General features: G+C 55.0%; 7 protein-coding genes. 1 reads left to right on the top strand and 6 read right to left on the bottom strand.

Annotation, left to right across the window (positions count from 1 at the left end; translation table 11 throughout):
* Positions 1 to 41: 41 nt before the first annotated feature.
* The 6 genes from rpoZ to QJT81_00235 form a co-directional block, all read right to left on the bottom strand.
* Entirely contained in the window at positions 42 to 260 is a 219-nt protein-coding gene (gene rpoZ / locus QJT81_00260) for a DNA-directed RNA polymerase subunit omega (GenBank protein WGZ94456.1), read from the bottom strand.
* Between the two features lie 64 nt (positions 261 to 324).
* Positions 325 to 2,502, bottom strand: a complete 2,178-nt coding sequence (locus QJT81_00255) for an exonuclease domain-containing protein (protein WGZ94455.1) — start codon at positions 2,500 to 2,502, stop codon at positions 325 to 327.
* Positions 2,499 to 2,873, bottom strand: a complete 375-nt coding sequence (locus tag QJT81_00250; protein WGZ94454.1) for a response regulator — start codon at positions 2,871 to 2,873, stop codon at positions 2,499 to 2,501. The genes QJT81_00255 and QJT81_00250 overlap by 4 nt, the downstream gene beginning before the upstream one ends.
* A gap of 24 nt (positions 2,874 to 2,897) precedes the next feature.
* The gene (locus QJT81_00245) at positions 2,898 to 5,549 is read right to left on the bottom strand and encodes a sensor histidine kinase (GenBank protein ID WGZ94453.1); all 2,652 of its coding nucleotides are present in this window, start codon (positions 5,547 to 5,549) and stop codon (positions 2,898 to 2,900) included.
* Positions 5,550 to 5,552: 3 nt separating this feature from the next.
* A complete protein-coding gene (locus tag QJT81_00240; GenBank protein ID WGZ94452.1) occupies positions 5,553 to 5,750 on the bottom strand; it encodes a hypothetical protein in 198 nt (65 codons plus the stop codon).
* Between the two features lie 19 nt (positions 5,751 to 5,769).
* Positions 5,770 to 7,641, bottom strand: coding sequence for a putative nucleotidyltransferase substrate binding domain-containing protein (locus QJT81_00235; protein WGZ94451.1), 1,872 nt, complete (start codon positions 7,639 to 7,641; stop codon positions 5,770 to 5,772).
* A 247-nt stretch (positions 7,642 to 7,888) separates the two neighbouring features.
* Here QJT81_00235 and QJT81_00230 point away from each other — a divergent pair, with 247 nt between their 5' ends.
* Positions 7,889 to 12,028, top strand: a complete 4,140-nt coding sequence (locus QJT81_00230; GenBank protein WGZ94450.1) for a cellulose binding domain-containing protein — start codon at positions 7,889 to 7,891, stop codon at positions 12,026 to 12,028.
* The last annotated feature ends 9 nt before the right edge of the window (positions 12,029 to 12,037 follow it).

Here is a 12,037-nt window from a genome sequence, read left to right as displayed (position 1 = left end):
AAATACCCACTCAATGTAGCAGTGGGTATTCTTTATCAGTCTTAAGCGTCGATTGCTGCGGTGGAAATCACCACCGGCTTTTTGACCAGCAAGCCTTCCGCAATTTCGCGCAGGGCAATAACAGTCGGCTTATCACCTTCCTCTGCCACCAGCGGCTGTGCGCCGTGAGAAATGTCACGGGCGCGTTTCGCCGCTTTCAACACCAGTGCAAAATTGTTCTCGACATGACCCAGACAATCTTCAACCGTAATACGTGCCATTTTGGTTTCGCTCTAAAATTTTAGTAATCAGATAAGCTAAGCTGAATCACTGCCAAGGTCAACCCTAATATTTCAAACGCGCATAATACGTTTTCTGCGCCGCTTCCCGCGCCTGCCCCAGCGTATGAATCCCCCTTTCCGCCAGCAACGGAATCAAGCGCATAAACACCTCTGCCGTTGCCATCGCATCCCCCAGCGCGGTATGCCGCCCCAAAATATTGATATTAAAGCGCTCGGTAATCGCCTCCAGCCGATGTGATTCCTGATTCGGATGCACTACCGCCGACAGCAACAAGGTATCCATCACCGGATGATCAAACACCATGCCCGTCACCTTTTCCTTCACCTGCAAGCAACGCATATCAAACGCGGCATTGTGCGCCACCAACACCGTGTCTTGCGCAAACTGATGAAACGCCGGTAACACCTTGTCAATCGTTGGCTGCCCGCGCACCATTTCCGGCGTAATCCCATGAATCGGAATCGTAATCGCCGGAATATTACGCTTCGGATCAACCAACTGGTCAAAGTTTTCGTGGCGCAACAGCTTGCCATTCACAATGCGCACCGCCGCAATCTGAATGATTTCATCGCCATTCGCCGGGTCTAGTCCCGTGGTTTCGGTATCAAACACCGTGAACGACAACTCGCTCAGCTTGCTGTCTTCCAAGGAACGCGATTGCGCCGAGGCTTGGAACAAATCGAAATCGTAGTATTCCGGGCGACTCTCATTGCGCACCACACTGCTGGTTTCCAACTGTTCTTGCGGCGCTGCCAACGGCAATAAGAAGCGGAAAAATACCGTTCCCGTCGCCGCTTCGCGTTCAAACCAGAACGCCCCGCCGTGGCGTTCCACCACATCCTGAATCGTCAGCGAGGTATCCTCCCCCCCCGAACGCATCGGGTCATGTTCCCAACCCGGCACGACTTTATCGGTCAACTTCGCGGCACTCGGTGTCCAACACAAATCCAATTGCGCCCGCCCCGCTCCCATGCTCAAGCGCAATTGCACCGTATTAATCACGCATTCTTGGCGCAAACGTTCCGCCAAATACGACAAGGCTTGCAACAACGAAAAACTTTCCACTTTAAGCCACAAGGAATCATCGACCTCAGTCGCCACCACCGCTAATCCACCCAAAGCTTCGATACGCCGAATCGCGGCTGCCACCAAATCCGCGCCCAGCATGTCTTCCAGCGGCCAACGCAACACCGTGCTATCCAACGCCGACGATTTCAATTCCCGTAAGCGTGTTCCCAAGCCTGCGGTTTCCTCGCGCAAAACCGCCAGCAACCGCTCGTGCATGTCCGGCTCAAGATCGGGGTATTCCAACACCTCCAACGCCGCCTGCATATTGCCCAGCGCGGCACGGCTGCGTTCCGTCAACGTATGCAAAATATGATCTTGGCGAGATTGCGCCTCAAATTCACGGGTAATATTGTCGAGCATCAGCACAAAACCCGTCATTTGCACCGGCTCATTCGCCGCTGTTTGCACCGAACGTACCGGAGCCATTTGCGCCCGCAATAACTGCCCCGTTTGCGTCGTGGTAATGAATTGCGCGGAAGGCGCAGACGCACCGCGTTGCAAACGGTGCTGAATATTTTCCAGCGCGTGCATCACCAATTTGCGGTCAAACACGCCGTAAACCGAACGTCCCAAGCCAATCAATTCGCCGCCACCCGCCACACCCGGCGCTTGCGACAACGCCCGAAACTGCATCCGCGCCCGATTGTTATACAGCAGAATGCGCCCATCCAGATTGCACACCACCACGCTTTTGGTCAGCTCCGACATCAACGCCGCCAGACGGTTTTTTTCCTGTTCGGTATTGCGTGCCGCTTCTTGCACCCGCGCATCCATTTCGTCGCGCAAGGCTTCGCGCTGTTGCACCAATTGGTTAAACAAATCCGCCAAGCGTCGATTTTCAATACTGCCCGTCGGCACAAGCTGGCGCTTCACATCGGTTCCCAGCAATACCTGCGCCTCTTCCGCCAAGCGTGCCGGAGCCGTCATAAAATACGACACCAGAAAACGCAATGCCGACCCCACCGCAATCAACGACACTGCCCACATTAACAGCAGCAGCATAATGCGTTCGCCCAACGTGTCTTTGAGGATGGTACGCCCCGCGTCATCCAAGGTTGACCAGATCAAACCGCCCGTTGCCCCCAACCACACCAACCCAATCAAACCAATCAACGCCACACCCAACGCAACCCGTTTATCAAAACGCCTCATGCTGCCGCCACCAACAAGTCACGCACTTTTTGCGCCAATTCCTTGGTGGAAAACGGTTTGGTCATGTAATCATTCGCCCCCATCGCCAGCCCTTTAGCGACATCGGTATCGCGCCCTTTCGCGGTCAGCAACACAATCGGCAGCGCCTTAAACGTCTCATTGGCACGGATTTCGTGGCACACCTCAAAGCCGGTTTTTTTCGGCATCATCACATCCAGCAACACCAAATCGGGGTGTTCGCGCTCAATCAATTCGCACGCCTCCTGCCCATCGTGCGCAACGACCACGCGATAGCCTTCGCGCTTCATCAGATATTCGAGCGAAATCAAAATATTCGGCTCATCGTCCGCAATCAGTACGGTTTTTGTCATGTTATGCTCCTCTCTCTCCAATCGTTACCTCGGCAAGAAAAAGCCAAAACACGCGCCTTTGCCCTCCTCCGACTCCAGCCACATGCGTCCACCAAAATGTTCCACGATTTGGCGGCTAATCGGCAAACCCAGCCCCGTGCCTTGCACCGAACCCGCTTCATTATCCACTTGCCTAAACTTTTCAAACACCAGTGCGTGCTTATCCGGGGAAATGCCAACCCCATTATCCGCCACTGTCACCGTGACACCCGCAGGTGCATCTAGCAAACGCACTACAATTTCACCCTGCGACACCGGCACAAATTTCAGCGCATTCGATAGCAAATTCAGTACCACCTGCACCAAACGATCCGCATCTGCCCGCAATGGCGCAACACTCGCGGGCAATTCGGTATGCAAGGCAATCTGGCGTTCGCGGCACGTGCCCGCCACGCTATTCACCGCTTGTTGCACCACGTCACGCATATCCACATCGCTGTTGTGCCATTCGGCATGACCCGCTTCAATCTTCGCCATATCCAGCACTTGATTCACCAAGCGGCTGAGGCGTTCGGTTTCGGCGACCACAATCCCAAGGAATTGCTGGCGTTGCTCCACCTCCATTTCCGGGTCATCCTGCATCATCTCGGAAAGCGCCCGAATCGAGGTCAGCGGGGTGCGCAATTCATGGGTAACGGATGACATAAAATCATCCTTCAAATGATCCAAACTCTTGAGCTTTTCGAGCGCAATCCGCAACTCGGAAGCCTCCTCCAACATCCGCATCACATCATCCAACTCCAGCGCCTCTTCCTCTACCACCGAAGCCACCATCACCCGTGCCGACGCGCTGCCAATCGCACCGGTTAATTGCGTCTCCACGAAGTGTACCAGCTTCGCATCGGCGGGTATTTGCCCTATGTCATGCACACCCACTTGTTGCGCGTACTGGGCGAATAATTGTTCCGCACGGGTTTCGCCCAAAAAACGCCCCATCAAATGCAATAAATCGGTGACTTGCGCCTGCCCCTGCCAAAACACCGGATGCGTGCTGCTAGTGCGTTGAAACACATCCACAAACAGCAAGGCTTGGCTGGCTTCCCGCGCTGCGGGGCGTTGCCACAACGATACCCACACATACGCCGTCACATTCGCAAACAAGCTCCAAAACAGCGAATGCGTCAGGTAATCCAAGCCACTCAACCCCAAAAACGCTTCTGGCTTCAGCCACGCAATGCCCCACGGCCCTTGCTGCAAAAAGTCCGTCGAGACCCAACCGGATTTGGCGAGGGAGGGCAGCATTAAGGTATACGCCCACAACACAAAGCCCAGCAGCAAGCCCGCCAATGCGCCGTTGCGCGTCCCGCCTTTCCAATACATCCCGCCCAACATTGCCGGGGCAAACTGCGCCACCGCCGCAAAGCTAATCAACCCGATGCTTACCAGCGCGTAGACTTCGCCCGCCAGATGAAAATACAAATACCCCAGCAACAAAATCAGAATAATCGCCAAGCGGCGAATACCCAAAATCAACCCTGTCAAATCCCCGCCGGAACGTTCCCCAAAGCGCCGCGTGCGTAACAACAACGGCATTACCAAGTCATTGCATACCATTGTCGATACCGCAATGGCTTCCACAATCACCATGCCCGTTGCCGCCGACACGCCCCCGACAAACGCCACCAATGCCAACCAGCCATGCCCCTGTGACAACGGCAAGGAAAGCACAAACGTTTCCGGGTTCATCGTCCCCACCCCGAAATACAGCAAGCCGCCCAACGCAATCGGCAACACAAACAGATTGATCAACAATAAATACAGCGGAAACACCCACACCGCCCGGCGCAAATGGCGTTCATCCACATTTTCCACCACCATCACCTGAAACTGGCGCGGCAAAAACACCACCGACAACATTGCCAGCAACGTCAACGCAAACCACTGCGAATACGCAAACGGCTTACCCTGATCCAACGCCAACAACGGCTTCAGGTCAGCGTTTGCCAAGACTTGGCTGAAAATATCGCCCATGCCATGAAACATGCCGTAAGTGACAAATAGCCCCACCAGCAAAAATGCCAGCAATTTCACCACCGACTCAAACGCAATCGCCGCCACCATGCCCTCGTGACGTTCGCTGCTATCCAGATGGCGCGTCCCGAACAGGATAATGAAACCCGCCAACGCCAACGCTAGGTACAAGGTACTGTCTTCCCACCACTGCGCCGGAGCGTGCAACGTTTCCCCCAACGGCAAGGTCAGTACCGCATAGCCACTGGCAATCGCCTTCAATTGCAGCGCAATGTACGGCACGATGCCCACCACCGTAATCAACGTCACCAAACCCGCCAGCAACGGGCTTTTGCCGTAACGACTCGCCACAAAGTCCGCAATCGAGGTAATCCGGTAGGTTTTAGCGATGCGAATCATTTTACGCACCACCACCCACGCCAAAATCATTGCCAACATCGGCCCCAAATAAATCGGCAGAAACCATACCCCCGCACTCGCGGCTCGCCCCACACTGCCAAAATACGTCCACGCCGTGCAATACACCGCCATCGACAACGCATACACCCACGGGCTGGCAATGATCGAACGCCCGGCTTCGGCGCGTTTATCGCCGAGGTAGGCCACGGCGAATAGGGTTAGTAAGTACGCGAATGTGACACCGATGACTAGGATGGGGGTTAGCATGGGTTAGTCCTCACCCGTTTCCATAATCCATGCGAGGGCGGCGATTAGGATCAGCCATACGGTGAATAATCCCAGTGGGAAAAGGGGGATGCCCCAGACTTGCATGTCGTGATCCCACAAGGCTAGTAGTGGGAAGTTGAAGAGGGCAACGCCTGCCATGAAGAGGGCGAATAGGCGTTGGGGTTTGATGCCTTTTAGCATGGGGAGTCTCCATCAGCACTCAGCGGAAACTATCAGCCTGATAGCGGGTTGCCATGCTGTCTTGCATGGTCGAAATCACCTCAAACGCATCTTTCAAATGGCGACGTTCCAACGCCGACAACTCTTCGGGCGGCATGTGGTTATTGGGTTTTTGCCCGTTTTCGATTTGCTTGGCTTGATGCTGCAAGCGCACCATGCTGATGAACTCGAAGGCATCGCGCACATCTTCCACGGTAGAACGGGTGATCGTCCCCGCTGCCGCAATCGCCTCCAACCGTTCCCAGGTATTGATCGGCGTAAGCCCCGCCGCCAACGCATACAGCCGCGCCATGTCGATAACCGGTACAACGCCGCGCTTCTTCATGTCCATGCCTTTTTCGGCGCTGCTGTCTTTGCTGTCTTTATCCAACACAAAGCCACGGAAGAAACCAATCGGCGGTTTGTGGCTCAAGGCATTACCCGCCATAAACGCTTGGAACAGGGTGCTCGCCTTGGTTTTTCTCAGAACCTCTTCCTGCAAACGGCTCAGCAAACTGGCATCCCCGTGCAAGCAGCGCAGGTCGAAGAAAATACTGGCATACATCAACGCCATCGGTTCGGGCTTATTGATCCACGTTTCAAAATAACCACGCCACACCGCCAACGGTTGCCGCCACTGGTCATTGGTCGCCATCACATTGCCGGGGCAGTAAATGTAGCCACACGCATCCAAACCATCGCTCACGACTTTCGCTATCTGCCGGAAATACTCGCCGTGTTGCGCCTCATTGTAATCATCCGACAAAATCATGCCGTTATCTTGGTCAGAATGTGCGGTTTGTTCACGCCGCGCCATCGACCCCGCCACGATAAACGCATACGGCACAGGTGGTGCGCCGAATTTTTCTTCTGCCATCACCAATAAACGCCGCGCAATCGCTTGCCCAACCGAGGTGATGGATTGCCCAATATCGTTGGCAGGCAGGCTTTGCTTCACCAAACTGACCAACAATTTCGGCAAACTCTTGCTCAATTCCGCCAACCGCGCCACATCTTGCGCCGCGAAAATATCCCCCACCAAATACACCGCGCTGCTGCTTTGGGTACGCAACAAATCGCTGGCGGATAGCACACCTACCACATCATTGCCTTCCACCACCGGCAAATGGCGGATATTGCGGCGCGACATCAGCAATAAGGCTTCGGAAGCTTGATCACGCGGAGTCAGCGTCAGCGGGTTTAAGGTCATAATGTCGGCAATCGGTGCATTCACGCTGCGCCCTTCCGCCACCACGCGCTTGCGGAAATCCACGTCGGTGACGATGCCGCACAAGCCGCCGTCATCGTCCGTCACCATCACGGTTTGGGTGTCGAATTCGTTCATTTGCTGTGCAACTTGCTGAATACTATCGCTTTTACCTACCAGCATCGGCAGTTTCATCAAATCACGTACATGCATGGCAACCAACGCCAAGCCGTCACTGCCACGGATTTCCTGAAGTGCATTGCGTAAACGTTCCGGTTTGCGCTCGGCGAAATAGTGGCGTACCCGCTCAAAGCGTTCCAGTAAGGATAAAAACAACGCCCCCGGCACGGCGTACAGCAAGGTGTCTTCAATCGCCCGCACCGTCATGCTGACCTTGCCGCCGCGCATCACCGAACGGTAGCCGACCCAATCGCCATCGCCGAAACGCCCGTACCAATCGCCGCTTTCCAGCAATACATCCACAGCCCCGGCGCGGATTAGGAACGCGACAGTATTGTCTGCGCCGATGGTCAATACATCATCACCTTGAGGCACACGCTGAATCACAATGGCTTGCGCAAGCGCATCCAGCTCGGCAGCGGGAAGCTCAGTTAATGGGGGGCATTTCGCCAAATAATCACGGATTGCAAGTTGTTCAACATCCATTACACTACCTCAAGGAATTAATTTGTGCAAAGCAGCATAACATGAGGCTACCGGCACTTTTTTGCTTTATAGCAAAGAAATAGGGGAAAACGAATTTTAGCAAGCCTTTACAGGTGAACATTATGGAAAAGCAGCATGGATGTTTGCTAGCAAGTTTATTTACGGCTTCTTGTTGATTAATAATTTTTATTAATTTAGATTATCTCCCTAATGTCGGCATCCACTAGCCGTTTTGCGAGGGACAACTATGAAAACAGCCAACAGCAGGGGGGCAAGGTTAACTTATGCCCAAACCGTGGGGTATACCCTGCTACTACTCATCATACTTGCCATTTTTAGTCCAGGTGCATGGGCGGCAAGCGCCTGTAAAGTCAATTACTCCATCCCCAATCAATGGAACAACGGTTTCACTGCCAATGTCAGCGTGACCAATACCGGGGATGCATGGAAGGGCTGGACAGTAACCTGGGACATGCCCAATGGCCAGCAAATCACCGGTTTGTGGAATGGGGTATCCAGCCAGAGCGGCGCGGCAGTCACAGTGAAAGATGCAGGCTGGAACGCCAATGTCGGCAGCAATGCCAGCGTGCAGTTTGGTTTCAACGGCTCGCATACCGGCACGAATGCCATTCCCAGCAATGTTAAGGTGAACGGCGTTTTGTGCGCAGGCAATCCTGCACCACCCCCACCTCCTGCGGCTCCGGTGGTGGCTTGTGAGGTGCTGTATTCCTTGCCGAGCGTCTGGGGCAATGGCTTCACGGCAGATGTCATGGTCAAAAACAAAGGGGATGCGCTCAATGGCTGGACGGTGACGTGGGATATGCCTAATGGTCAGACCATTACCGGCTTGTGGAACGGGCAATTCCAGCAAAGTGCCGCCCACGTGGAGGTGCAACCTGTGGACTGGAACCGCTCGATAGCTGCTGGTGGCGTCATCCAGTTTGGCTTCAATGGTGCACATACTGGCTTGAACCAGATACCGGGCAATGTTGCCCTCAATGGGGTGAAGTGTAGCGGGCAGGTTGACCCGCCACCGCCGCCGCCACCTTCCTGTAACGTGCAATACCGCATCCAGAACCAGTGGGATAACGGTTTTACCGGCACAGTTGACATTAAAAATACCGGCAGCCCATGGAATGGCTGGAAAGTCACCTGGACGATGCCGAGTGGACAGCAAGTCACCAATGGCTGGAACGGGCAGTTCAGCCAGCAAGGCACAAGCGTCAGTGTAGGCAATGTCGATTTCAATAAGATTATCGGGCAAAACAGCAGCATTTCGATGGGTTTCAACGCCTCGCACACTGGCCTGAACCTGATCCCGATTGATGTCGCAGTGAATGGCACGCGCTGCAATGGTCAGGCAGACACGCTGGCATACCCACCGCAAGCCCCTACCGATTTGCGTGTGATCATGCAGGATAACACCAATGCGGCCTTAAGTTGGCAGGTCAACAGCGGTGCAGACGACCAGTTGGTGCTGGAGCGTCGCGAAGCCTCTGCACAGTGGGGCGTGTTGGCAACCCTGACTGCCAATACCCGTGCCTATCAGGACACGACGCTGGTCATCGGCAAGATTTATGAATACCGTGTGAAAGCCGTCAATAGTGCAGGCAGTTCCGCCTACACCGATAGCGTGAGTGCCAAGCGTCAGGATCGTACCGACATCCGTGCCGCGATGCTGGCAAACAACTGCGCGGCTTGTCATGGCACGGATGGTAACAGCAGCGATGCCGGTATTCCCAGTATCAGTGGCATGGATCGCACGTACTTTGTACGCACCATGCAGGCATACCGCAATGGTGGCCGTGCCTCCAGCGTCATGAGTCGGATTGCCAAAGGCTACACCGATACCCAGCTTGAGCGTTTGGCAGATTACTTTTCTGCCATCGAATTCCGTGCAGCGCCGCAAACCACCGACCCTGTGCTGGTGAGCCGTGGCAAAGCCATCCATGCAACCCACTGCATGTTCTGCCACAGTGCAACCGATACAGCGATTGACCAGACCCGCACCCGTTTGAACCAGCAGGCAGCAACTTATCTGCACGCGACGCTGGAAGATTATGTGGCAGGGCGTAGCAGCAATGTCCCGACCGAAATGGCGCACCAGTTACGTGACCTGAAACTCAATTACGGCGATGATGCCTTGCAGGCATTGGCACACTACTACGCAGCCGACACCCAGGCCAAAGCTGGTGGCAATACCGATAGCGGTGGTGATACCGGTGATGGCACAGGCTCAGATGGTGGTGCTGGTGATAATGATGGCGGCGGTAACACTGGTGATGGGACAGGTGGACAAGATGGCAACCCAGCCTCCCTGCCGCTTGCTCCTGCTAACCTGACTGCCAGTGTGTTGGATAACGCCAAGGTGCAGTTAAGCTGGAAAGATGCCAGCAGTAATGAAACCGCCTTCCGTATCGAACGCCGCTTGGCAGATGCCAGTGATGCCGATTGGGTAGTGTTGACCGAAACCGCTGCCAACGTGCAAGCGTACACTGATCTCAGCGCCAGTATGGGTAATAGCTATGCCTACCGGGTTGCTGCCAGCAATACCGCCGGGGTTAGTGCCAGTACCATGCCGGTGACGGCAACCTTGTTGAGTCTGGTGCAATACGGGCAGAGTCAGTACCAGCGCCAAAGTTGTGCCAGTTGCCACGGTGCGGATGGCAAGGGTGGTTTTACCAACAAGCCCTTGACGCACTTTACCGCCGCCCAATTGGATAGCCTGACCCATACCACTGCGTTGACCATGCCGCCCAGTAATCCTGGCGCGTGTGTTGGCAACTGTGCGTTGGGGATTTCGCATTACATCATCGAGGTTTTGGCAGCCAACCATAACGGTGGTGATACCGGCACTAACCCGCAAGCGTGCAGCAGTTCACCGCCACCGGGCAAACGCAGCCTGCGCCTGCTGACCCGTCAGGAATACCAGAATACTGTCAACGATTTGTTGGGTTTGTCAGTCAGCATCATCCACGAGTTGCCGGATGAAAACCGTGTGGAAGGTTTCGACAACAACGTGGCAAGCAATCTGGTCACTGGTACGCGCATGGAAGCCTACTTGTCACAAGCCGAAAAGCTTGCCGCACAAGCGGTGCAACACAGTTGGTCAAACCTCGTGCCATGCAGCGGGGAAACGGCAGCGTGTGCGCAACAATTCATTCAGCAGTTTGGCAAGCGTGCTTACCGCCGCCCCTTGAGCAGCGCTGAAGTCAGCGCCCACGCCCAACGTTTCAGCCAGGGTACATTCCGTGATGCGGTAGAAAATACCGTGATGGCGATGCTGGCTTCGCCGCATTTCCTCTACCGTTCCGAACTGGGCGAATTGCAAGCCGATGGCACGTACCGGCTCACCCCGTATGAGGTGGCGAGCAGCCTGTCCTACCTGTTCCTGGGTTCCATGCCGGATGCGGCTTTGTTCCAAGCTGCTGACAACAATGCGCTGCAAACACCTGAACAGCGGATTGCACAGGCTTCACGCTTGTTGTCCAGCCAGCGCAGCCGCCAGCAGGTGGGTAACTTCGTTGGGCAATGGCTGCTCAGTTCCAGCCCGTATGCTCTACCAAACAAAGACTTGACCGTTTACCCCGGTTATACGGATGCAGTACGGGCAGCAATGTCACAGGAATTGATCGGTTTCTTTAACCATGTGGCGTTTGACTCCACTCAGCAGTTTGATGAATTGTTCACGGCTAATTATGTCTTGGCCAATAAAGCTTTGGCGGATTTCTACCACCTGAGTGGCCCCACCGGCAGTGCGTTGCAAGTGACGCCGGTCATGGACGGTACGCGCACCGGCTTGCTGACCTTGGGGGCGGTATTGTCCCGCTATGCCAACAGTGCGGAATCGCATCCGTTCAAGCGCGGCGCATTCTTCTTCGAGCGGGTGCTGTGCCATGATCTGGCACCGCCGGAAAATGCCGGTGTCATTGAGCCGCCCACACCCGACCCGACTGCGACCACTCGTGAGCGCTTTGATTTCCACAGCAAGTCGATGACAGCCTGTTATAGCTGCCACCAGTATCTGGATGGCCCCGGCTTCAGTTTTGAAAAATACGACGGGGTAGGCCAGTTCCGTCCGTTGGAAAACGGCAAGCCGATTGAAGTGAGTGGCATCCTGCGTGGCATGGAAACCTACACGCCGGATGAGGAAATCAGTTTCAACGACCTGATGCACCTCAGCCAGTTGGTGGCTGACAGCGATACCGCCGCGCAATGTGTGGCACGGCAGTATTACCGTTACACCACCGGGCGTGTTGAAACCGCCGCCGATAACTGCGCTCTGGAGAGTTACCTGCAAACTTACGCAGCCAGCGGCTACAACCTGCAAACCATGTTGCTGGGCATTGTCAATGCACCGGGCTTCACCGTGCGCCGTGCCGATTAAGGGGAGGAT

This window comes from Candidatus Thiothrix putei (assembly GCA_029972225.1).
GTDB classification, from domain to species: domain Bacteria; phylum Pseudomonadota; class Gammaproteobacteria; order Thiotrichales; family Thiotrichaceae; genus Thiothrix; species Thiothrix putei.
This window is presented reverse-complemented; position numbering and strand designations above follow the sequence as displayed.